This is a genomic window from Halostella litorea, from assembly GCF_004785955.1.
Classification (GTDB): domain Archaea; phylum Halobacteriota; class Halobacteria; order Halobacteriales; family Natronoarchaeaceae; genus Halostella; species Halostella litorea.
Genome location: NZ_SJER01000004.1, coordinates 238,102 through 259,875, shown reverse-complemented (window position 1 = coordinate 259,875; position 21,774 = coordinate 238,102). Strand labels below are relative to the sequence as shown.

At 68.1% G+C, this 21,774-nt stretch carries 19 protein-coding genes; 12 read left to right on the top strand and 7 right to left on the bottom strand.

Features of this window, described 5'->3' with window-relative positions; translation table 11 throughout:
• Positions 1-52 precede the first annotated feature (52 nt).
• The 4 genes from EYW40_RS14165 to dgoD all read left to right on the top strand — a co-directional run bounded on the left by EYW40_RS14165 (position 53) and on the right by dgoD (position 4,518).
• On the top strand, positions 53-1,210 hold the full coding sequence (locus tag EYW40_RS14165) for a thiamine pyrophosphate-dependent dehydrogenase E1 component subunit alpha (protein WP_135822304.1): 1,158 nt from the start codon (positions 53-55) through the stop codon (positions 1,208-1,210).
• Between the two features lie 2 nt (positions 1,211-1,212).
• Positions 1,213-2,181 (top strand): alpha-ketoacid dehydrogenase subunit beta, encoded by a 969-nt coding sequence (locus EYW40_RS14160; RefSeq protein ID WP_135822303.1) that lies wholly within the window; start codon positions 1,213-1,215, stop codon positions 2,179-2,181.
• A 182-nt stretch (positions 2,182-2,363) separates the two neighbouring features.
• Entirely contained in the window at positions 2,364-3,122 is a 759-nt protein-coding gene (locus EYW40_RS14155; RefSeq protein WP_135822302.1) for an IclR family transcriptional regulator, read from the top strand.
• Positions 3,123-3,366: 244 nt separating this feature from the next.
• Entirely contained in the window at positions 3,367-4,518 is a 1,152-nt protein-coding gene (dgoD, locus tag EYW40_RS14150; protein WP_135822301.1) for a galactonate dehydratase, read from the top strand.
• A 411-nt stretch (positions 4,519-4,929) separates the two neighbouring features.
• Here the strand turns inward: dgoD and EYW40_RS14145 are convergent, their stop codons facing one another.
• The gene (locus EYW40_RS14145) at positions 4,930-5,934 is read right to left on the bottom strand and encodes an LLM class flavin-dependent oxidoreductase (protein WP_135822300.1); all 1,005 of its coding nucleotides are present in this window, start codon (positions 5,932-5,934) and stop codon (positions 4,930-4,932) included.
• A 113-nt stretch (positions 5,935-6,047) separates the two neighbouring features.
• On the opposite strand from EYW40_RS14145, the gene EYW40_RS14140 reads away from it, so the two are divergent.
• From EYW40_RS14140 to EYW40_RS14130, 3 genes are all read left to right on the top strand, one after another.
• Positions 6,048-7,733, top strand: coding sequence for a thiamine pyrophosphate-binding protein (locus tag EYW40_RS14140; protein WP_135822299.1), 1,686 nt, complete (start codon positions 6,048-6,050; stop codon positions 7,731-7,733).
• Positions 7,734-7,820: 87 nt separating this feature from the next.
• Positions 7,821-8,783: an NAD-dependent epimerase/dehydratase family protein gene (locus EYW40_RS14135; protein WP_135822298.1), complete on the top strand. Its 963-nt coding sequence runs from the start codon at positions 7,821-7,823 to the stop codon at positions 8,781-8,783.
• Positions 8,784-8,877: 94 nt separating this feature from the next.
• Positions 8,878-9,663, top strand: a complete 786-nt coding sequence (locus EYW40_RS14130) for a class I SAM-dependent methyltransferase (protein ID WP_237560617.1) — start codon at positions 8,878-8,880, stop codon at positions 9,661-9,663.
• Positions 9,664-9,731: 68 nt separating this feature from the next.
• Here the strand turns inward: EYW40_RS14130 and EYW40_RS14125 are convergent, their stop codons facing one another.
• The 4 genes from EYW40_RS14125 to EYW40_RS14110 all read right to left on the bottom strand — a co-directional run bounded on the left by EYW40_RS14125 (position 9,732) and on the right by EYW40_RS14110 (position 13,011).
• Positions 9,732-10,316, bottom strand: a complete 585-nt coding sequence (locus tag EYW40_RS14125) for an HD domain-containing protein (protein ID WP_135822297.1) — start codon at positions 10,314-10,316, stop codon at positions 9,732-9,734.
• 1 nt (position 10,317) lies between these two features.
• Positions 10,318-11,061, bottom strand: a complete 744-nt coding sequence (locus EYW40_RS14120) for an EthD domain-containing protein (RefSeq protein ID WP_135822296.1) — start codon at positions 11,059-11,061, stop codon at positions 10,318-10,320.
• A gap of 147 nt (positions 11,062-11,208) precedes the next feature.
• Entirely contained in the window at positions 11,209-12,483 is a 1,275-nt protein-coding gene (locus tag EYW40_RS14115) for a M24 family metallopeptidase (RefSeq protein ID WP_202614547.1), read from the bottom strand.
• Between the two features lie 108 nt (positions 12,484-12,591).
• Entirely contained in the window at positions 12,592-13,011 is a 420-nt protein-coding gene (locus EYW40_RS14110) for a VOC family protein (protein WP_135822295.1), read from the bottom strand.
• 212 nt (positions 13,012-13,223) lie between these two features.
• On the opposite strand from EYW40_RS14110, the gene EYW40_RS14105 reads away from it, so the two are divergent.
• The 4 genes from EYW40_RS14105 (at position 13,224) to EYW40_RS14090 (ending at position 18,408) form a co-directional block, all read left to right on the top strand.
• The gene (locus tag EYW40_RS14105) at positions 13,224-13,838 is read left to right on the top strand and encodes a metal-dependent hydrolase (protein ID WP_135822419.1); all 615 of its coding nucleotides are present in this window, start codon (positions 13,224-13,226) and stop codon (positions 13,836-13,838) included.
• A 97-nt stretch (positions 13,839-13,935) separates the two neighbouring features.
• Positions 13,936-14,640, top strand: a complete 705-nt coding sequence (locus tag EYW40_RS14100; RefSeq protein WP_135822294.1) for a DUF2238 domain-containing protein — start codon at positions 13,936-13,938, stop codon at positions 14,638-14,640.
• 819 nt (positions 14,641-15,459) lie between these two features.
• The gene (locus EYW40_RS14095) at positions 15,460-16,776 is read left to right on the top strand and encodes an orc1/cdc6 family replication initiation protein (RefSeq protein ID WP_135822293.1); all 1,317 of its coding nucleotides are present in this window, start codon (positions 15,460-15,462) and stop codon (positions 16,774-16,776) included.
• 573 nt (positions 16,777-17,349) lie between these two features.
• Positions 17,350-18,408, top strand: coding sequence for a S66 family peptidase (locus EYW40_RS14090; RefSeq protein WP_135822292.1), 1,059 nt, complete (start codon positions 17,350-17,352; stop codon positions 18,406-18,408).
• Positions 18,409-18,513: 105 nt separating this feature from the next.
• Here EYW40_RS14090 and EYW40_RS14085 read toward each other — a convergent pair whose 3' ends face one another.
• Positions 18,514-19,995, bottom strand: coding sequence for an NADH-ubiquinone oxidoreductase-F iron-sulfur binding region domain-containing protein (locus tag EYW40_RS14085; RefSeq protein WP_135822291.1), 1,482 nt, complete (start codon positions 19,993-19,995; stop codon positions 18,514-18,516).
• A 118-nt stretch (positions 19,996-20,113) separates the two neighbouring features.
• Between EYW40_RS14085 and EYW40_RS14080 the strand changes: the two genes are divergently transcribed.
• Positions 20,114-20,875: a DICT sensory domain-containing protein gene (locus tag EYW40_RS14080; RefSeq protein WP_135822290.1), complete on the top strand. Its 762-nt coding sequence runs from the start codon at positions 20,114-20,116 to the stop codon at positions 20,873-20,875.
• A gap of 104 nt (positions 20,876-20,979) precedes the next feature.
• On the opposite strand, the gene EYW40_RS14075 is transcribed toward EYW40_RS14080, so the two are convergent.
• Positions 20,980-21,744 (bottom strand): ThuA domain-containing protein, encoded by a 765-nt coding sequence (locus EYW40_RS14075; protein WP_135822289.1) that lies wholly within the window; start codon positions 21,742-21,744, stop codon positions 20,980-20,982.
• Positions 21,745-21,774: the final 30 nt, after the last annotated feature.

Genomic DNA, 21,774 nt, shown 5'->3' with positions numbered 1-21,774 from the left:
ATTCAATAAATGTTAAACGTTATGTTCTCTCGGGATCAGACGTGAGTACCGAATGAGCGAGGACTTGCGACCGTTAACTGCAGGATCCGTCGACGCCGACGTGGAGACGCTGTCGGAGGCGGACGTCGACGTCGGCATCCACCGGATCCTCGAACCGGACGGAACGTACGATCCGGACGCGGTGCCGGACGTGGACGACGAGACGCTGCGGGACCTCTACCGCTGGATGGTGCTCCAGCGGGTCGTCGACGAGCGCGCGACCAAACTCCAGCGTCGGGGACGGCTCGGCACGTACGCCTCCGGGCGCGGGCAGGAGGCCAGCATCGTGGGGAGCGGCTTCGCGCTCGACGACGCCGACCGCGTGTTCCCGTACGGCCGGGAGGCGGCGACGCTGCTCATCCACGGGCTCTCGCTCCGGGACCTCCTGCTGTACTGGCGCGGGATCGAGGACGCCTCGAAGATGGAGGGCGTGAACGCCTTCGGCGTCGCGATCTCCATCGGGTCCCACATCCCGGTCGCCGCGGGCACCGCGTGGGGGATGAAACTGGACGGCGCGGACGCCGTCGCCTTCGCCAACCTCGGCGACGGCGCGACGTCGACCGGCGCGTTCCACGAGGGGATCAACTTCGCGGGCGTCATCGACGCGCCGGCGGTGTTTTTCACGCAGAACAACCAGTACGCCATCTCGCTGTCGTTCGACGGCCAGACCGCCGCCGACTCCGTCGCCCAGAAGGCGGTCGGCTACGGGATCGACGGCATCCGCGTCGACGGCAACGACGTGCTCGCCGTGTACGAGGCGGTTTCGGCCGCCCGCGATCGGGCGCTCGCCGGCAACCCGGTGCTCGTCGAGGCCGTCACGTACCGGCGTGCGGCCCACACCACGAGCGACGACCCCAACCGGTACCGCGACGACGAGGAGGTCGAGGAGTGGGCCGAGCGCGACCCGCTGGAGCGGTACCGCGAGTTCCTGCGCGCGGAGGGGCTGTACGACGATATCGACGAGGAGGCGCTCCGTGAGGAGGTCGACGAGATGTTCGACGAGGCGGTCGACGCCGCCGACGACTTCGCGGAGCGCGAGGTGTCCGAAATCTTCGAACACCTCCACGCGGAGACGCCCCCGGAGCTGCGCCGCCAGTTCGACGAGTTCGAGGACCTGCTGGAGCGTCGCCCCGACATGTACGACTACATCGAACGGCGGCCCAAGGGGTGACCATGGAGGCCACCATCGTCGAGGCGATAAACGACGCATTGCACGAGGAGATGGGCAACGACGACCGGACGCTCGTCTTCGGGGAGGACGTCGCCCAGTCCGGCGGCGTGTTCCGCGCGACCGAGGGCCTGCTGGACGAGTACGGCGGCGATCGCGTCCTCGACACGCCGCTCTCGGAGATCGGCATCGTCGGCGCGGCGGTCGGCCTCGCCACCTACGGCTACCGCCCGATCGCCGAGATCCAGTTCTCCGGGTTCCTCCCGCCGGCGTTCGACCAGTTGGTCACCAACGCCAGCCGGATCCGGTGGCGGACCCGCGGCGAACTCACCGCGCCGATGACCGTTCGCACCCCGTACGGGGCCGGCGTCCGCGCGCTCGAACACCACTCCGAGAGCTTGGAGGCGGCGTACGCGCACATCCCGGGCCTCAAGGTCGCGGTCCCGAGCACGCCCCACGACGCCAAGGGGATGCTCATCAGCGCGGTGCGGGACCCCGACCCCGTGCTGTTCATGGAGCCGAAGCACGTCTACCGTTCGTTCCGCGAGGAGGTGCCCGAGGGGACGTACACCGAACCGCTCGGGAAAGCGGCCGTCCGCGAGGAGGGCGAGGACGTCACCGTGGTCGCCTGGGGCGCGATGATGCACAAGACCCGGGAGGCCGTCGACGCGCTCGACGACGTCGACGTGGAACTGGTCGACCTCCGCTCCATCTCGCCGCTCGACCGCGAGACGGTCGTCGAGTCCGTCAAGAAGACGGGCCGGTGCGTCGTCGTCCACGAGGCCCCGAAGACCGGCGGGTTCGCCGGCGAGCTTATCGCCACCATCAACGACGAGGCGCTGATGTACCTCGAAGCGCCGGTCAACCGGGTGACGGGGTTCGACGTGCCCGTGCCGCTGCTGGCGATGGAGGACTTCTACATCCCCCAGCCGCCCCGCATCGAGGAGGCGATCCGGGAGACGGTCGACTACTGAACGCCCCGGGTCAGGGCCGTCACGCTCACACCCGGGGTCGAATCGGGCCGTTTCGACGGTCGCGTGGCGGCTGGGGTCGCTGCGTTGGGCGTCCCGACCGGTCGACCGGGCGTTCGACTATGTGAGACGCCCGTCCAATCGGTGCGAAAACACTATCAGCGCAGTCCCTGTATCGATCGATCATGAGTGATTCCCCGAAAACGATCGGCGCGATCGAACGTTCGTACGATATCGTCGAAGCGATCGAACGGGAGGGGCCGGTCGGCGTGTCCGCCATCGCGTCGGAGGTCGACCTCGCGAAAAGCACCGTGTACACGCACCTGAACACGCTCCGCGAGGCCGGCTACCTCGTGAAGGAGGACGGGCGATACCGGCTCAGCTGTCAGTACCTCCGCCTCGGCGCGTCCGTCCAGCATGACGTCGACCTGTACCGGGAGGGGAAAGCGGAGGTGGACTCGCTGGCCGCCGACACCGGCGAGCGGACGAACCTCGTCATCGAGGAGGGCGGCCGCGGGACGTGCGTGTACGCGACGAACCCGAGCGGGTCGACCGAGGCGTACATGTCCCTCGGCGAGCAGCGCCCGATGCACGCGACCGCCACCGGGAAGGCCATCCTCGCGCACCTCCCGGAGTCGCGGGTCGACGCCATCGTGGACGAGCACGGCCTCCCCGAGTTCACGTCGCAGACGATCACCTCCCGGGAGGCGCTCCACGAGGAACTGGCCGAAATCCGGGACTCCGGGGTCTCCTTCGACAACGAGGAGAGCGTCGAGGGGCTCTGTTGCATCGCCACGCCGGTGCTGGTGGAGGGGGAGCCGCTCGGGTCGATAAGCGTGTCCGGGCCGTGCAGCCAGTTCACCGAGCCTGACCGTCGCGAGGAGCTTTGCGAGGCCGTCCAGGACACGGCGAACGTGATACAGCTCGACTTCGTGCTCGCCTGACGGCCGACTTCGGGGAAGCCCGGTTTTACGATGTCGAACAGAGTTCCGATATTGCGCGGATAGTCCCGTCTCGATTACAGCCATAGTAGCGTAATCGGGGCTGGGAGGGGAAGTGACCCGCCCCTCCGTGGGGTCTCACCGACACGGTCGGCCGACCACGGTTTCTGACCGACGATTCCGGTCGCGACCCTCGCGCGCGCAGGAAACAAGGCATAAATAACGGGATTACCCTGCCTAGGACAGGATGAAAATAACCGACTACGAACTGTTCGAGGTCCCGCCGCGCTGGCTCTTCCTGAAGATGGAAACCGACGACGGCACCGTCGGCTGGGGCGAACCGGTCGTCGAGGGGCGCTCGAAGTCCGTGCGAGCGGCCGTCGAGGAACTGATGGACGGCTACATGGTCGGCGAGGACCCCCGCGACATCGAACACCACTGGCAGCGGCTCTACCGCGGCGGCTTCTATCGGGGCGGCCCCGTCCTGATGTCGGCCATCGCCGGCATCGACCAGGCGCTCTGGGACATCAAGGGCAAACACCTCGGCGTCCCGGTGTACGAACTGCTCGGCGGCAAGGCCCGCGACCGCATCCGCATCTACTCGTGGATCGGCGGCGACGAACCGTCCGACGTCGGCGAGGCCGCCGCCGAGCGCGTCGACGCGGGCTTTACGGCGCTCAAGATGAACGCCACCGCCGACCTGCGCCACGTCGACACCCCCCGGGCCATCGAGGGCGCTCGGAACAGGGTCCGCGAGGTCCGGGAGGCGGTCGGCGACGACGTGGACATCGGCGTCGACTTCCACGGCCGCGTCTCGAAGTCGATGGCAAAGCGGATCGCGGCCGCCATCGAGGAGTTTGACCCGATGTTCGTCGAGGAGCCGGTGTTGCCCGAGAACAACGAGGCGCTCCCGGACATCGCGGCCCACACCACCGTGCCCATCGCGACGGGCGAGCGGATGTACTCGCGGTGGGACTTCAAGGAGGTGTTCGAGGCGGGCGCGGTCGACATCATCCAGCCGGATCTGTCCCACGCCGGCGGCATCACCGAGGTCAAGAAGATAGCCGCGATGGCCGAGGCGTACGACGTGGCGCTCGCGCCCCACTGCCCGCTCGGTCCCATCGCGCTGGCCTCCTGCGTGCAGGTCGACGCCTGCTCGCCGAACGCGCTGATCCAGGAGCAGAGCCTCGGCATCCACTACAACGAGACGAACGACGTGCTGGACTACCTCGCCGACCCGGACGTGTTCGACTACGAGGACGGCTACATCGACCTCCCCGAGGAACCGGGACTCGGGATCGACATCGACGAGGCGTACGTCCGCGAGCGCGCCGAGCAGGACGTCGACTGGCACAATCCGGTCTGGACCCACGACGACGGGAGCGTCGCCGAGTGGTGACCGTGCCGCGGTGACTGGCCGGGGACGGCGGTCCCCGTCGGACCGCATCCGGCACCGACGACTTCGGGCGGACCTGTTCGTTCAGCAGATATGAAATTTCGAATTTGTTTCTAAGGGTATTATTTCGGGCGCTGGTTGATCTGTTTCCGGGTATCCAACCACTGAGGCGCGATATTTTGTGTGATATCCTCGGGTGAGAGTCGGAGCGGTCTTCGAACGATCGACCGCGGACCGATTACACCGAATTGGCGGTTTCGACGCCATTTCGGCCGGGTATCGGGTCGTGACCTGCGATTACCGTTTCAACCGGAAATCATGATTAAAGTTCGTACAATTACTCCAATTATAATCTTGTTTTAACTTGGTCCCGGACCGCGGACGGCGGAGATGAACCGGCGGGGCGCCGCGGCGTCACTCGAAGTGCGGGACGACTTCGTCGCCGAGGCGGTTCACGCACTCGACCATCTCGTCGGTGCCGATCCCGGGGTGGTACGTCCGCAGGATGAAGTGGACGTCGTCGCCGAGCGCGTCGCGGTAGCGTTCCAGCCCGTCGATCACGTCGTCCGGCGTCCCGTAGATCGCCTGCTCTTTCAGTTCCTCCACGCGCTCGTCGGACAGTTCGTCGACGGACTCGCCGGAGAAGATCTCCTCGTAGCGCCGCTGGAGGTAGAGGTAGCCGTCGCGCATCCGCTCCCAGGCGTCCGCCTTCGAGTCGCCGACGAAGCCGTGCTGGAGGACGTACACGGTGAAGTCGCCGTCGAGGCCCTCCTCCTCGCGGACGCGCTCGATGTCCTCCTTGCGCTTGCGGACCCCCTCGACGGAGAGCGCGGAGGGCGCACACCAGGCGTCGGCCGTCCGGGCCGCGCGCCTGACCGCGGGTTTGGCCGCGCCGCCGAGCATGACCGGGAGGTCGCCCTCGGGCTTCGGCGTCACCGTCACGTCCGGGTCGGCGTCGCTGAACTCGGCGTCGTAGTCGAGGGCCCCCTCGGACCACGCCCCCCGGAGGACGGAGACGGCGTCCGCGAGCCGTTCGGCGCGCTCGTCGACCGGGACGCCAAAGCCCTCGAACTCGCCGGGGTTCGAACCGATCGCGAGGCCGAGCGTCGTCCGCCCGCCGGAGAGCAGGTCGACCGTGGCCGCGTCCTCGGCCAGCCGGACGGGGTCGTACAGCGGCGCGAGCGCGATGCATGTGCCTATCTCCACGTCGTCGGTGGCGGCCGCGAGCGCGCCGAGCGCCGGCATCGGGGCCGAGAGGTAGCCGTCCTCCATGAAGTGATGTTCGGACACCCACGCGCTGGCGAGGCCGGCGTCGTCGATGGCCTCGCCGAGCGTGAGCATCTCGTCGTACAGGTCGCCGGTCGGGCGGTCGTCGTCCGGGCGGCGCTGGCAGGTGAACAGTCCCGTGCCGATCTCCATACCGGACGCTCTTGAGGAACCATTATAGTTCTTGGCGGTCTCGGTCCGCGGCCCCGACCGGGGCCGCGGTCGATGGGGGAACACCGAAGTGGGGGGCCGGGGTACACGGCCCCATGGACACGAGCGACAGGCTCGTCGAGTCGCTGGAGAACCTCGGCGTCGAGCGCGTCTTCGGCTACCCTGGCGGGCGCGCGATCGAACTGTTCGAGGGGCTTCAGGAGTCGTCGGTCGACGTCGTCAGACCCCGAGACGAGCGCGAAGCCAGCGTCATGGCGGAGATGCACGGCCGGTTGACCGGGTCGCCCGGCGTGCTCACCGGGCAGGGGCCGTGGATCGGCAGCCTCGGCTCCATCGGCCAGATGGAGGCCCGCCTCGGGTCGTCGCCGATGGTGACGATCACCGAGGCCTCGGAGCGGGGGAACTACTCCACGGTCGCGCCGTACCAGCAGTCCCGGGGCGACTACGGCGGCCTCGAACTGCCGAAGATACTGGACGCCGTGACGAAGGAACACTGGTTCCCGCGGTCGCCGACCGAGACGGTCCGCAGCCTCCAGTTGGCGTTCAAACACGCCGTCGCGGGGCGGCCCGGGCCGACCGCCATCGTGCTGGACGGCGACGCCGTCACCGAGGAGTTCGACGGCGACGTGTTGCCGCCGGTGTGGGACGACGAGCGCCAGACCCGGACGTGGGAGTCCCGGCCGACCGCGGAGGACGTGGCACGCGCCGCGGAGGCGCTGGAGGCGGCCGATCGCCCCGTCGTCGTCGCCGGGAACGGCGTCCACGCGGCGGACGCGTACGACGAACTGCGGGCGGTCGCGGAGGCGTACGACGCCGCCGTCGCCACCTCCTACCTCGGCAAGTCGACCATCGCGGAGACGCATCCGCTGGCCGCCGGCGTGATCGGCTCGTTCGGCCACGAAGGGGCGAATCAGGTCGTCAGTGAAGCCGACGCGCTGCTCGTGGTGGGCTGCCGGCTCAACCCAATGGACACGAACTGGCAGGCCCCGGAGTTCATCCGGCCCGACGAGCAGACTATCGTGCACGCGGACATCGACTCGCGGAACGCGGGGTGGGTGTACCCCGCCGACGTCGGCCTGATCGGCGACGCCGCCGAGAGCCTGGGCGCGCTGGCCGAGGCCGGCGGGGCGAGCAACGACTGGGCGGAAGAACGCGCCGAGCGCGCGCGGGAGTCGTTCCACGTCCCCGAATGCGACTCCGACGCCTCGCCGATCCTCCCCCAGCGCGCGGTGAAGGAGATAGAGCGCGTCGTCGACGAGGACACCGTCGTCACGGCCGACTCCGGGAACAACCGCTTCTGGCTGCTGAACTACCTCCAGGCCCCGGCGACGGGCACGTACTACGGCAGCGGCGGCGTCGGCGCGATGGGCTGGGCAGCGCCGGCGGCGGTGTCGGCGGCGCTGGAGACCGACGGCGACGTGATAGCGGTCGCGGGCGACGGCGGCTTCGCCATGACGATGACCAGCGTCGAGACGGCCGTCCAGCAGGGCGTCGCCCCGACGTTCGTCGTCCTCAACGACACCAGCCTCGGGATGGTCCGGCAGATGGACGGCGACGTCGCCGGCGTCGAGTTCCACGACACGGACTTCGTCGCCGCCGCCCGCGCGTTCGGCGCCGACGGACTCCGGGCGACGACGCCCGCCGACCTGCGCGACGCGCTGGACGAGGCGACGGCGTCGGACAACCCGACCGTCGTCGACGTGCGGATCGACCGCGAGCAGGACATGGCCGAGACGCTCCAGTCCTCGTTCTACGCCTCGGTCGGCGGCCTCCACGAGTAGGTGGCGGTGGGGTTCGCCCCGAGGCTGGCTCCCCGCCCTCGATCCGACACGGATACACTTTTCACCCTCCGCCGGGCAGTGGTTCGTATGTCATCATCGACCGTACTGGTCACGGGCGGTACCGGCTTCATCGGCTCCTACGTCGCGAAGGAGTTCGTCGACCACGGCCACGACGTGGTCGCCTACGACCTCTCGACGGACACGGAGATACTGGGGAAGCTCGGCGTCGCCGACGACGTGGCGGTGCGGCGCGGGGACGTGACGGATCCGACCGACGTAGTGCGGGCGGTCCGCGAGACGGGGACGACCCACGTCGTCCACCTCGCGGCGCTGCTGACGAACGCGGCCGAGGACAACCCCCGGGCTGCGATGAAGGTCAACGTCGAGGGGACGAACAACGTGTTCGAGGCCGCGCGGACGCTCTCCGACCAGGTCGAGCGCGTCGCGTGGGCCTCCAGCGCCGCCATCTACGCCCCGCCCGAGAACTACGATGACTGGGTGACCGAGGACGACCTCGTCTACCCCGACACGCTGTACGGCGCGAGCAAGGGGTACAACGAACACCAGGCGCGCGTCTACCGCGAGGAGTTCGGCGTCTCCGACGTGGCGCTCCGGCCGACGGTCGCGTACGGCCCGTACCGCGAGACCGGCGGGTCGGCGTTCCTCGCCAACATCGTCGAGAAGCCCGCCCTCGGCGAGCCGTTCAGCGTCGAGTACGGCGACCAGGCGATCGACTGGCAGCACGTCGCCGACGTGGCGCAGGCGTTCCGCCGGGCGGCGCTCGCGCCGGAGGCGGACCTCTCCCAGCGCGTCTACAACGTCCGCGGCGAACTGGCGACGATCCGGGAGGCCGCCGAGACGATGCGGGAACTCATGCCCGACGCGGACCTGACGGTCTCGGACGAGGGCGAGCTACCGTGGACCCAGCGGCTCGACATGACGGCCGCACAGGAGGACCTCGGCTACGATCCCGAGTACGACCTCGAAGCCGGGTTCCGGCAGTACGCCAACGTGTTGCGGGAGGAGGCCGGACTGGAGCCGCTGGAGTGAGGGCGGGGACTACCCAGCTACTCGAATCGCGGAACGACGATACGCGGGAAAACGGAACGTCGAGATCCCGTGAAAACGGGACAGAGAGACAACCATGAGCGATGACGACGGCCCGTTCGGAGGGACCGAGGAGTATTACGCCAAGCACCGCCCCGGATACGGGGACGCGGCGCTGTCGTACCTCCGCGAGCGGTTCGACCTGGACGGGGACACCCGCGTCCTCGATCTGGGCTGCGGGGCCGGACAGATCGCAGTGCCCCTCGCCGCGCACGTCGGCGAGGCGGTCGGGATGGATCCGAACGAGGCGATGCTCAGGCAGGCGGAACGGCGGGCCGAGGCCGCCGGTCGAGAGAACCTGACGTGGGTCATCGGGTCCGACGCGGACCTCTCGGGTGAACTGGGCGGGTTCGGGCTCGCCACGATGGGGCGCTCGTTTCACTGGATGGACGAACGTGAGACGCTGGAGCGCCTTCGCGGGCTTCTCGAACCGGGCGGGGGCGTCGCCATCCTCGACGACGAGGAGTGGTTCACCCGCGGGACCGAAGGCTGGCAGGACGCAGTATACGACCTCGCCGCGGAGTACCTCGACGAACTGCCCGAGCGGACCGGGCCGGTCGACCACTCCGCCGAAGACCCCTGGGACGAACTCGTCGAGTCGGTCGGGTTCGACGACGTCGAGGCGGCGACGTTCGCGGTCGAACGGGAGTGGACCGTCGACGCAGTCGTGGGTTACGCCTTCTCGCTGTCGTACTGCTCGCCGGACCGGTTCGGGGAGGAGAAGGCCGCGTTCGAGTCGGCCCTGCGCGAACGCCTCGCCCAGCGTCCCGAGGAGACGTTCCCGCAGCGCACCGAGGTGACCGTCATCTCCGGGCGGCGGTAGGTCGGTACTCAGCGTCTCGGAGCCTGCGGATCTGCGGGTCGTTTCCGACCGCGTGAGTCGGACCGAACCTACTGCGTCTGCGAGTACTCGTCGACCCACTCCTGCAGGCTGATTCCCATCGCGGCCTGCGTGATGGCGTTCGACGACGCGGAGTTTGCGGACTTGACCAGTTCCGCTTCGAGGGTTCTGGATGGGATCTCGCCGATGAAATGCGGGATCGCGCGCTGGACCGCGAGCGGGCAGCCGACCTCGTGGGCGAGCGCGTAGCCCGACAGCGAGTGAGGGATTTCATCGGTCGCGTACTCCGGGTCCGGGTCGACCAGTTCCCCGTCGACGTGGTCGACGTACTCGTAGCACTTCCCGACGTCGTGCAGCAGGCAGGCAGCGCGGACGACGTCCAGGTCGGGGTCCGCGCCGTGGAAGTCGCGCTGCTGGGCGGCCGCGTCGGCGGCGATGCGGGTCACGCCGCGGACGTGCTCGACGTTCGTGACCTCATGGATGTTCCAGGCGTACGGGATGGCCTCGACGTGGGACCAGCCGCCGCGTTCGAGGCCGAGCCGCCACGCCTCGACGACCTTTTCGCGAAGGTCGTCGTCCTCGATGTCGGCGAGTTCCGGGAACGCGTCGCGGACCTGCGCGTCGTAGTCCGGCATGTCAGGCGTCGTCGCCGCGGGCGGTCGCGTCGGTCCCCCGCTTCTGGACGGTCTCGCGGCCGATGAACCGCGGGCGCTCCTCCACGGCGAGGAAGTTGTCCACGTCCTCCCGGGCCTCCTTTGCCTTCCCGCGGTCCGGGTCGTAGTCCCGCGTCCCCTCACTGCCGAGCGCGTCGTAGAGCGCCTCCAGGTCCTCGAAGTACAGTTCCGCGACGCCGTCGAACTCCGCGTTCTCGGGGTCCGTCGGGAGCACCGTCGCGTACCGGACGACGCCCTCTATCTCCCGGGCGATGGGCGTGTGGTTCTCCTGCCAGTGCTCCACGAACTCCTCGTGGCTCATCCCCTCCTGCCGCACGAGGAACGCGGAGTGCTTGTACAGGCCGTCGGTGTCGCCGTCGACTTCGTCCTTCTGGACGATCTCCTCGCCGATGAACCGCGGGCGCTCCTCGACGTCGAGGAAGTTGTTCACGTCCTCCCGGGCCTCCGCGGCGACCTCCTTCGTCGGGTCGTAGTCGCGGCTCCCCGGGCTGCCGAGCGCGGCATGGAGGTCGTCGAGGCTCTCGAAGTACAGCTCCGCGAGCCCGTCGAACTCCGCGTTCTCGGGGTCCGTCGGGAGTACGGTCTGGTAGCGGGTGACCCCCTCGATCTCGCGGGCGATCGGCGTGTGGTTCTCCTGCCAGTACTCCACGAACTCCTCGTGGCTCATCCCCTCCTGCCGCACGAGCAGGGCGACGTGCTTGTACATCGTCGGAACCGTCGCCGTACGCGATTATAAATCGTGTGGAACACGCGCGGCGTGGTGTAGAACTCGGACGGCGCTGGCCGCGGCGCGCTACGGCACCGACGGCGTCGCGTCGCAGTCCGGGCGGACGAAATCAGTGGGTCGGCCGGGTTAGTGGTCGATCCGCGTGATCTCCTCGACGGGCCACTGGCTCAGGATCTCGACGCCGTTCTCGCGGACGACGACCATCTCCTCGACGCGGACGCCCTGTCGCTCGGCGGGCTGCATCGTCTCGACGGCCATCGTCATCCCCTCCTCGATTTCGATGGGATGCTCGGGCGAGAGGCCGCGCCAGATGAGCGGCTGCTCGTACAGCTGGAGCCCGAGGCCGTGGGCCCAGTGGTTCGTCGTCATCTGCCAGAACTCGTCGGCGTCGTACCAGTCCATGTGCTCGCCCTCCTCGTCGGGGAAGCCGCGGCATATCTCGTCGGTGGTCGCGCCCGGTTCGATGCGTTCGAGCACGTCGTACAGGTCGTCGCGGGCCTTCTCGTAGGCGTCCTGCTGGGCCTGCGTCGGTTCGCCCATGGAGAACGTGCGGTAGTAACACGAGCGGTAGCCGAGGTAGCCGATGTTGTAGAAGTCGGCGTAGACGAGGTCGCCCGGCCGGATCGCGCGGTCGGTGGTGTTGGCCTGGTGTTTCGGCCAGGTGTTCGGCCCCGAGGTGACGTAGCCGCCCTGGGCCATCGCGCCGTGACGCCACAGTTCCCGGACGGCGTCGCCCCACACCTCCGACTCGCGCTTGCCCGGTTTCGCGCTCTCGGTGATCGCCTGGAAGCCGGCCTCGCAGATCGCCGCGACCATGCGGAGACACTCGATCTCGTCGCGCGTTTTCGTCTTGCGGGCGTCGTGCATCAGGTCGACGCACTCCTTCGTCCGGACCTCGACGCCGTCGTTCTCGAACGCGTTGACGAGGCCGCGGTTGTCGACGTCCAGCCCCATCGGCTCGTTGGCGACGCCGTACTCCTCCAGCGCGTCGGTGACCAACCGGGCCATCTTCTCCTTGAGGAACGAGCGGGCGGAGTCGCGGCCGGACGCGCGCGGGACGTTGCCCAGCCCCGGGCAGGCGTAGCGCACGTCGTTCAGCCAGGGGCAGTTGTACCGCTGGTTGCTCGCGTGGTCGGCCGTATCCCAGTGGACCACGTCGCCGTCCTCCGTCAGGAGGGTGTAGTGGTCCGCGCCCGACCCGCCGGTCATCGCGAGGCCCGTGACGTAGCGGATGTTGGGGTCCGAGACGAGCAGCATGCTCCCCAGGTCGCTGTCCTTCAGGCGGTCAAGCGCCCGGTCGTAGCGCTCCCGCCGGAGGCGCTTGACGTCGATCCGCTCCTCCCAGTCGACCGCCTGGGTGCCGCGCGTTCCCTCCATGAAGTCCCGCTGATAGAGGCTCATCTCGGGACGACCTACCGCGGCCACTCAAATGAATATTCCTGAACGTCGACGGGCGGCCGTCCCCCGTCGGTCACGGTGACCGGGTGTCGTGGACGCCTCGGTGCTCCCCTACCCCTCCAGCACCTCGACGAGGTTGTCCTCCGGGTCGCGGAGGAACAGGATCCGGGTCCCGCTCTCGGTCGTCTGCGGGGCGCTCAGCGTGTCGACGCCGTCGGGCAGGTCGTCGTAGAACCGGTCGATGTCGTCGACCGCCAGGCCGAGGTGCTTCGCGCCGGCCTGGTTGACCGACTCGGCGGTCGCATCGGATCCCGACGGGTCGTACTCGACGAGTTCCACCCGCGCGCCGCCTGCGTCGAGGTGGGCGAACCGGCCTGTCGCGTCCGGGACGCCGACACCGGTGGCGAACGCCTCGCCGGAGACGGTGAAACGGGAGAGGACGTCGAGTCCGAGTGTCTCGCTGTAGAACTCGACCGCGCTGTCGAGGTCGGTGACGGTGACGCCGAAGTGGTGTGCGTCGAGGGACTGCATGGTCGTGGGTCCCCTCGCGGCGGACATAGGTGCTTCGTCTCCGTGGGAGCGGAGGCGGATCAGACACGAGCGGTCGATCCGAGGCGCGGTCGGTCGGGGAGGAGAGTGCAGTCGAGGACGAGTATGCAGTCGGGGACGAGAGTGAAGTGGAAACGAGACGACGGTCAGCCGACACGCTAATTAGAACGTGTCTCCTTCGGACCAACACAATGATGCTGCCGACACACGCGCTGGCGGGGATGGCGTTCGCGCTGTCCGCGACCCCCGTCGCGCCGGAGTTCGCGGGGGTCGCCCTCGTTGCGGGGCTCCTGGGCGGGGTGTTCCCGGACCTCGACCTGTACGCCGGGCACCGGAAGTCGCTCCACTACCCGGTGTACTACTCCGTCCTCGCGGTCCCGACGCTGGCTGCCGCAGCGGTCGTTCCGGCCGCAGCGACGGTCTTCGCCGGGTTTTTCGTCGCGGCGGCGGCCCTCCACAGCGTGACCGACGTCTTCGGTGGCGGGCTTGAGTTGCGACCCTGGGAGGCCACCTCCGACCGCGCCGTGTACGACCACCACGGCGGGCGCTGGATCGCCCCCCGGCGCTGGGTTGGCTACGACGGATCGCCGAGCGACCTCCTCCTCTCGGCGACGCTCGCGGTGCCCCTGTTGCTGACGGTTGAGGCTCCGCTCGACCGGGTCGTGATGGTCGCCGTCGCCGTCGCCGTCGTGTACACCGCCGTCCGACGGCTGCTCCCGACGGTCGCCGACCGACTCGTCGACGTGGTCACGCCCCGGCTCCCGGACCACGTGGTGCCCTACGTGCCGCCACGCTATCGGGATGAATAGCGCAGTGCGCCGGGGGGTTCGCACGCAGGGACTTCGCGCATAGGGGTTTCGCCCTCGGAAGTTCCATAACCCAGCGTCCGGAAGAAATCGAACACGAATGGTCTCGCTCACGTCTCTGCTGGTGCCGGCGCTCCAGGGGGCCGTCTTCCTGCTCCTTGTTCTGGCTGTTCGCCGCCGGAACGCCGCTGCGGCGGTAAACGCGTTGGTCGCCTTCGTTCTGGCCGTGTTGCCGAGCGTCGCCGGGGCGTACGTCGGACCGGAACAAACCCCATCCGTCGTGCTCCCGCTGTGGCTGGCGACGGCCGGCGTCCTCCACTCGATGGGCATGCTGGGGCTGTACGAATCAGTGTGGTGGTGGGACCACCTCACCCACACCGTTTCCGGCGGACTCGTCGCGGCCCTCGTCTACGCCGGCATCTTGGTCACGCGCCCCACTCTCGGCGGTATCGTCGGCGATATCGGGGGTCCGTTGTCCTCCCCCAGGGCGCTGACAGTCGGGTTCTCGTTCGCCATCGGCGTCTTCTGGGAACTGATCGAACTGGTCGCACGCGAAGTCGGGGAGTGGTTCGACGTCGAACCGGTGTTGGTCCACTACGGCTGGCGCGACACCGCCCTCGACCTCGTGTTCGACGTCGTTGCCGCGGTGCTGGTGATAGCGCTCGACCTCCGCGTCTTCGTCGGGAGCGCCGAACGGTTCCCGGCCGCGACTGAGACGCTGCTGGTCGGAGCCGTCTGGACGGTCTTCGTCGGGTCCGTCGTGATGGCGGTTTTCGTCGGGTTCAGGACCAAGGTGAGGACGTAGGAACGGGTGGGAGCGTCGGAGTGGAACCCTCCAGCCGCGTTCCCGTTTCCCCCAAACGCCTCTCGGATCGCACTTCTCACTCGGCCTTCACTTCCCTCACACCCCTCTATCGATTTGTTCGAAGGGCTGTTCGAGGCAGTGACGGGGTCGGTCGGACACACACACACCTCTATCGATTTGTTCGGGTGGTGTAGTGGGGGTGGGTATGTTGTGCATAGCAGGTATGGGGAACGAAAGTAGTTGGAAACTGTGGGATTTATCAAACGTTGCCGTATGAACACTGAGTCCAGCCTGTTGATCGACCCCGGGTTTAAGTACTCGTGTGGAGAGAAAAAGCGTAGCAGGCATCCGGATCGAACAAATCGATATCGGGGTGTATCGTTCTAGTCTTCTAGATCTACTTCTAGTCTAGTAAGTAGTGAGAAGAAATAAGATAATAGACATATAAGATGTAGTGTAGCCAAGAACCCGCTAGTCCGACCTCGACAGACGAGGTTTCCATTTGCCGGCCCGTTGACGACCCTGTCTAACCCCCTCCCCCACCCTTCCCCACGAAACAAATCGATAGAGGTGTGTGTGTGTTGACTCCGTCCATTCACCGTGTATCAGTTCTCACCCCGTCCGTCAGTTGTGAGACGCTATCCGCAATCGACACGACTGCTAACGATCCGGGTGGGTCATCGACGTGGACGAAACAAATCGTCGGGGGTTTCGACGGACGAACTTGCTCCGGCCGTATTCCCCACCGAGAACGGCTATTTCGATGTAAATCAAATCGATAGGGGAACCTTTTTTACTGGGGAATCGGATGGGATCGGTATGTCTGACCCCGGCGACGACTCCAGGGACGCAGGGTCGATAAAGGACATGATCCTGGAGCAGGAGGAGACGGCGACGCTCATCCGCGACCGGACGCTTCTGGACCCGACGAAGATCGTCGACGAGGACCGGATCGTCGGTCGGGACGAACAGTTGTCGGAGATCACCCGTCACCTCCGGGTCGCGATAAGCGGCGAGCGGCCGCCGAACCTGTTTCTCTACGGTCCCTCCGGAACCGGCAAGTCGCTGATAATCAACGCCGTCTGCGGGAACATCGTCGAACTCACGGAGAACCGCGAGACGAACTTCGGCGTCTTCCAGATGAACTGTCAGAACGTCGGTACCCTGGGGTCCGCGGTGTACGAACTGGCGCGGAAAGTCGCCGACGACGCGGGGGTGAGCGTCGAGGTTCCCGAACACGGCATCCCGACGAAGAAGAAGTGGAACGAGCTCTACCGCCTCGTCAACGAGCACTACGACATCGCCGTCTTCGTCCTCGACGAACTCGACATGCTCGTCGGCCGTCGGGACAAGGATGAGCCGGCGTTCTCGCGGCTGCTCTATCAGCTCTCCCGCGCGGGCAGCACCGACGAGATAACGGCCAAGATATCGGTGGCGGCGATCTCCAACGACACGAAGATGATGGAGGACGTCGGGTCCCGCGCGCTGAGTTCGTTCACGCCCGAGGACGTCCACTTCGACGACTACGACGCCAACCAGCTCCGGGAGATACTCGAACACCGGCGCGACGCGTTCCACGACGACGCGCTCTCCGACGACGTGTTGCCCCTCGCCTCGGCCTTCGCCGCACAGACGCACGGCGACGCCCGGAAGGCCATCGACCTCGTCCGGACAGCGGGGTCGATCGCCGAGCGCGCGGGGTCCCCGCAGGTTCAGGAGGAACACGTCCGCAGCGCTCAGGACAAAGTCGAGAAGAACCGCGTGCTGGAGGTGACGCGTGGGATTTCGACGCAGAAGAAGCTCTGCCTGTACGCGACGGCCGCCGTCGCGGCCGAGACTGGCAACAACGCCGCCAAGAGCCCCCACGGGTACACGGTGTACCAGTACCTCACGCAGGCGCTGGACGCGGAGCAGTACTACCAGGAGACGTACGTCAACAAGATGAAGGAGCTGACGACGTACTCGCTGGTCGAGTCCGAGCGGAAGAGCCAGGGCCCGAACTCCGGCAGCTACCTCGAGTTCACGTTCGGCGAGGACCCGGCGACGATCATCGAGACGCTCCGCGAGGACTCCCGGCTCGACGACATCCACGAGGACGAACTCCGCTCTGTCGTGAACGCACAACTGCGGGAATAGGCCCGCTTCCCCGCCGGCCGAACAAATCGATAGAGGGGTGTCACACCCGTAGACGCGCCGGTCGACCGAACAAATCGATAGAGCCGTCTCCGTCGCCGCTCCGGGCCGGGCAGCGACGACTCGGTGGTGTTCGCGTTACCGCCTGAACGGTGTTCGCAGTCCCGCCTGTATTGTCAACCGGGCCCGCCTCACTCGAATTCTTAACTCCCCACACTCTCGAACGTATTGCGGAAATGACCACCGAAACAAATCGATAGCGGTGTGGTACCGCCCGATCCCACCCGCGTGACTGCCCGACGGACCTAACAAATCGATAGAGGCGGGGGACGCCGTTCCCCGCTCGAAACAAATCGATAGAAGTGTGAAACCACCACAGGAGAGGGCCGAAACAAATCGATAGAGACGTGAGAGCGGTCGATATTCGCAATTACAAATCGATAGCGGTGTGGTCGCCGGCCGGCCCCCGCCACAACAAATCGATAGAGGTGTGTCCACCGGAGGACGGACCTCAGCCGCGATAACGAGGGGCAAGGACCCATAACTGACTTGTGACGGTCGGGTGATGGCGACACCATGGCGAACGACTTCGTGAACCCGCCGGCGCTGTCGCCGGGGGACCGCGTCGCAGTGCTCGCGCCCTCCAGCGGCGGCGCGCGGACGGCCCCGCACGTGTTCGAACTCGGACTCGACCGGCTCCGAACGACGTTCGACCTGGAGCCGGTCGTGTATCCCACGGCGCGGCAGGGCGACGAGTTTCTGGCCGCCAACCCGCGGGCCCGCGCCGCGGACCTCCACGCGGCGGTCCGCGATCCCGAAATCGCTGGCATCGTCGCCACCATCGGCGGCGCGGACCAGTTGCGGGTCCTCCGGCACGTCGACACCGAGGTGCTGGCCGAACATCCGACCCGGTTCTACGGCATGAGCGACAACACGAACCTCTCGCTCGCGTTCTGGAACGCAGGCGTGGTGTCGTACAACGGCGCGCAACTGATGAACGAACTGGCCGTCCCCGGCGAACTCCCCGAGTACACCGAGCGGTACTGCCGGCGCGCGTTCTTCGAGGACTCCATCGGCGAACTGGAGCCCTCGTCGGAGTGGACGGACGAGCCCACCACCTGGTGGACGAACCCGTCGGAGATGGGGTCGCCGCCGGCGTACGAGCCGAACCCCGGCTGGCGCTGGGCCGGCGGGACGGAGTCGGTCACGGGCCGGCTGTGGGGCGGGAGCCAGGCGATCCTGAAGTGGAACCTCGCGGCGGACCGATACGTCCCCGACGCCGACGAACTCGACGGGGCCGTCCTCGCCGTCGAAACCGCCGAGACGCTCCCGAGCGAGGTGGAGGTCCGCGGCACGCTGATGAGCATGGGCGAGCGCGGCCTGCTCGAACGCTTCGCGGCGGTTCTGGTCGGCCGGCCGCCGGGCCGGAGCTACCTGGAGGAGCCACCCAGGGAGGAACGCGAGGCCTACCGGGAGCGCCTGTACGACGCCATCGTGGACGAGGTGGGACGGTACAACCCCGACGCGCCGGTGGTTCTCGGCCTGGACTGGGGCCACACGAACCCCGTCTCGCCGCTCCCGATGGGGGCACGCGTCTCCGTCGACCCCGGCTCGGAATCGATTACGTTCGAGTAAGATCGCCGGTTACCCGTTCGACGCGGAGGCTCCAGATACCGCTCCGACCCAACACGGTTACACTAGAGAGTATAACTACTCAGTAACACCGGATATTCACACTTCTCAGTTACACTCTCCGGTCGGGCACTCCCCGTCGGCGTGGCTTCGGAACGCAGCCTCGAACCCGTCCACCGCCGTTCGGACGGGGCGAGCGGCGGCGGCCGCCACCGCGCAGTCCCCGTCCCCGAGTTCGCTACAGATTCGCCGCAACTCCGTTGGGTCGAACTCCCCGGCGTACACCGCTCGGAGCCGTTCGTGGAGTTCCGGGACCGTCTCCCGACAGCCCTCGCACCGGCCGCACCCGTGTTCCCGTGCGTAGCGGATGCGCTTGCCGGCGGCCGCCACCGGGCACCGGGTCTCGTCGAACAGTTCGACCACGCCGTTCGTGCCTAACCCGGCCGCCACCAACGCGTCGGCGTCCGCGGCAACGTCGAGCGAGCGGGTCAGGCCGCCGAGGCGGCCGCCCACGCACGCGAACTGGAACCCGGGATCCTCAACCGCTTCGAGAGCGGCGGATAGGGACGCGTCGGTCGGGAGTTCGACGGTCGCCCGGTCGGCGTCGCCACACACCGTCACCAGCCGGGTGCCGGGGTCGTGGTCGGCACCGGGCCAGTCGGCCGCGCCGTCCGCGGAATCGGCCGCGTCGTCGCCCGGGGAGGCGTCGCCGGCGAGCGCGCGGACCCCCGCCAGCGTCCGCGGGGTGTGGACCACGGCAGGTCGGTCGTCGTACGCCGGGGCCGCCTCCGCCCCGCGCACCGTCACCGCCGCGGCACTGCCCGGAGCGTCGGCGGCGACGGCTTCGACACGCTCGCGTGCGAGACGATTTTCCTCGTCCACCGCGACCACCACTTCGGACGCGTCGACGAGGTCCGCGACGGCCACCGCGGCGTCGACGACCGCGGCCGGGTCGGATTCGAGCAGCAACCGGTCCGCGTCGGCGTCCGGGTCGCCGCCGGTTCCGTCGACGACCACGACCGGGTTACCCTCCGCCGGATCATCGTCCGCGGAATCACCTTCCGCCGGATTACCCTCCGCCTCGCGGACGGCGTCCCAGACCGCCGCTACGGGGCCGTCGCCGTCATCGGCCTGTCCGCGGCCTCGAAACCCCGACCGCCGGGCGACCGCTTCCAGTTCGGCCGGGTCCGTGGTCCCGACCGGCGACCCGTCGGTGGGGTCGACCCAGCCACAGGCGTCGAGCACGCGTCGCTCGCCGACGCCGAGCGGCCCGTCGTCGGGAGTCGGGAACGAGCGTTCATCGGCTGGAGCGTCCGCGAGGGCGAACGCGGGCGGTTCCAGCAGGCCGTCCGCGAGGGCGTCGACCAGCCCCTTCGCGCCCGAGGGCGTCACCCGGCCGTAGGCGGCGGTTCGGCCGTCCCGCGTCGCCGCGAGGATCGGTTCCTGCCACGTCAGCCCCGTCGGCCCGACCGTCCGCACGGCGACGCCGTCGGGCGCGGCCTCCCTCGCCGCCCGCGCCACGTCGCCGCCGCCGCGGCTGCCGACGGTCACGCGGACCGTGGTCGCGGCGTCCGCTTCGGGTTCTGTCATGCGTTCCGGAAGGGGTGCCAGCGCCGTAAGCGTTGGCAAGCGCGCCCAGCGCCCGGCCGCGTTCGTCGCGGAACGCGGATTTATCAGTGCTGAACGAGTAATTGATCCCGATCAGGGGATGCACGACCACCTCACCGACTTCATCGACGACGACCCGCCGGAGGAGTGGTCGCTCGCGGTCGTCAACCGAACGCGTCCCCAACCCGTTCAGGAGATGGTCGAGTCGCTGTTCGACGGCCAGCCTGTCGCCGTCAGCGACGAGGAGATAGTGGACTGCGACGAGAACGCGGTGATCCTCCTGCGCGGGGGCGAGGTCGTCGCCAGTTCGGCGCTGAGCGAACTGGAGGACACGATCCTGTTCGTCAACTCGGACCTGTACGTCACCGGCGCGCGGTCGCTGGGCGAGATCGAGGTGCCGGACGTAATATCGTGGCTGGAGAACACCCCGTTCAGGCTGCGCGGGTTCCCCGAATCGGACACCGAGAAGCTCCCGCTCATCCTGCTCTCCCGGTTCATCGAGCAGTCGGCCTACGACACCGACGGCGGCCGCCTCCGATCGTCGTTCCAGCGGCTCTCGCGCATCGAGGACGAGCGGGGGACGCGGAACGTCTACCACCGACTCGCGGACACGGACGTCGACGTCCACGTATACGGGATACCCGACTGGATCCCGCCGGAGACGTTCGACGGCACGATCCACGCGGGCTACGGCGACGAGTTCCGGAACAGCTGGTTCGTCGTGTACGACGCCCCCGATGACAGCGCCGACTCCGCCGCCCTCGTCGCGTATCAGGTCCGTCAGAACGAGTGGCTCGGCGAGTGGACGTTCGACGACGCGCGGGTGAGTCGGATAACCCGGTATCTGGAACGGAACCTGTGACCGCGACGCGGGAACGCGGCATCCGGGCCACCCCCACGCCGTGACGCCCCGTACGCCGTGACGCCTCGCACATCGTGACGCCCCGCACGCCGAGACGCTCCGCGTCAGTGAACGCTGCGGTCGTCGCTCTCGTCTATCTCTTCTCTCGGCTCGGCGTTGCCGAACGAGACGCTTCCCCTCTCACCGGGCGCGGCCCACGCGACGGCGTTCCGGAGGATCCGCCGCACTTCCGGCTGGTGGTAGACGGGGTACGTCTCGTGGCCCGGCCGGAAGTAGAACACCCGGCCGCTGCCCCGGCGGTAACAGCAGCCCGAGCGGAACACCTCGCCGCCCTCGAACCAGGAGGTAAACACCAGCGCGTCGGGTTGGGGAACGTCGAAGCGCTCCCCGTACATCTCCGCCTCGGGCACCTCGACGCACTCGTCGACGCCCGCGGCGATCGGGTGACCGGGCTCGACGACCCACAGCCGCTCGGTCTCGGCGGCCTCGCGCCACTTGAGCGAGCAGGAAGTGCCCATGAGCGCCTTGAATATCTTCGAGTAGTGCGCGGAGTGGAGCGCGACCAGGCCCATCCCGTCGAGCACGCGCTCGCGGACGCGCTCGACGACGTCGTCAGCGACCTCGTCGTGGGCGGCGTGACCCCACCAGGTGAGCACGTCCGTCGACGCCAGCACGTCCTCGGTGAGGCCGTGTTCCGGTTCGTCGAGCGTCGCGGTCCGCACCTCGACCGCCGGCCGCTCCACGTCGTCAGTCGCCTCGGTCAGCGCGTCGGCTATCGCGCCGTGGATCCCGTCCGGGTACAGCTCCGCGACCGCCTCGTGATCGCGCTCGTGTCGGTGCTCGTTCCACACGGTGACTCGGGTCGGCATGTTCGACGTTCCCCGACCCCGCGCAAATAG

Coding starts and splice junctions, on each gene's coding strand:
- EYW40_RS14115 (WP_202614547.1), bottom strand. CDS start 12,483: ATGAGCCTCTATCAGCGGGACTTCATGGAGGGAACGCGCGGCACCCAG.
- EYW40_RS14140 (WP_135822299.1), top strand. CDS start 6,048: ATGGACACGAGCGACAGGCTCGTCGAGTCGCTGGAGAACCTCGGCGTC.
- dgoD (WP_135822301.1), top strand. CDS start 3,367: ATGAAAATAACCGACTACGAACTGTTCGAGGTCCCGCCGCGCTGGCTC.
- EYW40_RS14160 (WP_135822303.1), top strand. CDS start 1,213: ATGGAGGCCACCATCGTCGAGGCGATAAACGACGCATTGCACGAGGAG.
- EYW40_RS14110 (WP_135822295.1), bottom strand. CDS start 13,011: ATGCAGTCCCTCGACGCACACCACTTCGGCGTCACCGTCACCGACCTC.
- EYW40_RS14080 (WP_135822290.1), top strand. CDS start 20,114: ATGCACGACCACCTCACCGACTTCATCGACGACGACCCGCCGGAGGAG.
- EYW40_RS14125 (WP_135822297.1), bottom strand. CDS start 10,316: ATGCCGGACTACGACGCGCAGGTCCGCGACGCGTTCCCGGAACTCGCC.
- EYW40_RS14085 (WP_135822291.1), bottom strand. CDS start 19,995: ATGACAGAACCCGAAGCGGACGCCGCGACCACGGTCCGCGTGACCGTC.
- EYW40_RS14145 (WP_135822300.1), bottom strand. CDS start 5,934: ATGGAGATCGGCACGGGACTGTTCACCTGCCAGCGCCGCCCGGACGAC.
- EYW40_RS14165 (WP_135822304.1), top strand. CDS start 53: ATGAGCGAGGACTTGCGACCGTTAACTGCAGGATCCGTCGACGCCGAC.
- EYW40_RS14155 (WP_135822302.1), top strand. CDS start 2,364: ATGAGTGATTCCCCGAAAACGATCGGCGCGATCGAACGTTCGTACGAT.
- EYW40_RS14120 (WP_135822296.1), bottom strand. CDS start 11,061: ATGTACAAGCACGTCGCCCTGCTCGTGCGGCAGGAGGGGATGAGCCAC.
- EYW40_RS14095 (WP_135822293.1), top strand. CDS start 15,460: ATGTCTGACCCCGGCGACGACTCCAGGGACGCAGGGTCGATAAAGGAC.
- EYW40_RS14100 (WP_135822294.1), top strand. CDS start 13,936: ATGGTCTCGCTCACGTCTCTGCTGGTGCCGGCGCTCCAGGGGGCCGTC.
- EYW40_RS14105 (WP_135822419.1), top strand. CDS start 13,224: ATGCTGCCGACACACGCGCTGGCGGGGATGGCGTTCGCGCTGTCCGCG.
- EYW40_RS14130 (WP_237560617.1), top strand. CDS start 8,878: ATGAGCGATGACGACGGCCCGTTCGGAGGGACCGAGGAGTATTACGCC.
- EYW40_RS14090 (WP_135822292.1), top strand. CDS start 17,350: ATGGCGAACGACTTCGTGAACCCGCCGGCGCTGTCGCCGGGGGACCGC.
- EYW40_RS14075 (WP_135822289.1), bottom strand. CDS start 21,744: ATGCCGACCCGAGTCACCGTGTGGAACGAGCACCGACACGAGCGCGAT.
- EYW40_RS14135 (WP_135822298.1), top strand. CDS start 7,821: ATGTCATCATCGACCGTACTGGTCACGGGCGGTACCGGCTTCATCGGC.